At 68.0% G+C, this 747-nt stretch carries 1 protein-coding gene; it reads left to right on the forward strand.

Features of this window, described 5'->3' with window-relative positions:
* The coding region (locus ACFP3V_RS31335) for an IS256 family transposase (protein ID WP_380591084.1) at positions 1-700 on the forward strand (700 nt) is incomplete at its 5' end.
* Between the last annotated feature and the right edge of the window lie 47 nt (positions 701-747).

A 747-nucleotide genomic window follows, 5' to 3' on the forward strand; every position in this document is an offset into this window, starting at 1 on the left:
CCGCGACGGCGCGGTCGCGAACAAGCCCGTCTACGTCGCGGTCGGCATCAACCTCGACGGCGACCGCGACGTCCTGGGCATGTGGGTCGGCACCGGCGGCGAGGGCGCCAAGCAGTGGATGACCTGGCTGACCGAACTGCGCAACCGCGGCGTCGCCGACGTCCTGATCGCCTGCTGCGACGGCCTGAAGGGGCTACCGGAGTCGATCAACGACGTGTGGCCGCAGACCGACGTGCAGCTGTGCGTGGTCCACCTGGTCCGCACCAGCCTGCGGTACTCGGCCAAGCAGCACTGGGCCGCGATCGCCCGACAACTGCGCGAGGTCTACACGGCGAAGACCGCCGACGAGGCCGAGCAGCGGTTCGCCCGCTTCGAGGAGGAATGGGGCGAGCGCTACCCGGCCGTGATCGACACCTGGCGCCGCAACTGGGAACACGTCATCGTGTTCATGCGCTTCCCCGCCCCGATCCGCCGCGTCGTCTACACGACCAACATGATCGAGTCCCTCAACTCCCGCTTCCGCCAAGCCACCCGTCGCCGCGGACACTTCCCCGACGACGACGCCGCTCTCAAGGTCCTCTACCTCGTGATCCGCAACCCGATCAAGAACCGGGCCAACGTCACCGGGAAGACCCCGGCCTGGAAGCAGGCCATCAACAGCCTCGCCGGCTACTACGGCGACCGCGTCACCGACCACTGACCACAATCCCCGACATCAGGCCACCCACAAAGATCCGGACACTCCCG

The sequence above is a fragment of the Streptacidiphilus monticola genome, assembly GCF_042658505.1.
Classification (GTDB): Bacteria; Actinomycetota; Actinomycetes; order Streptomycetales; family Streptomycetaceae; genus Streptacidiphilus; species Streptacidiphilus monticola.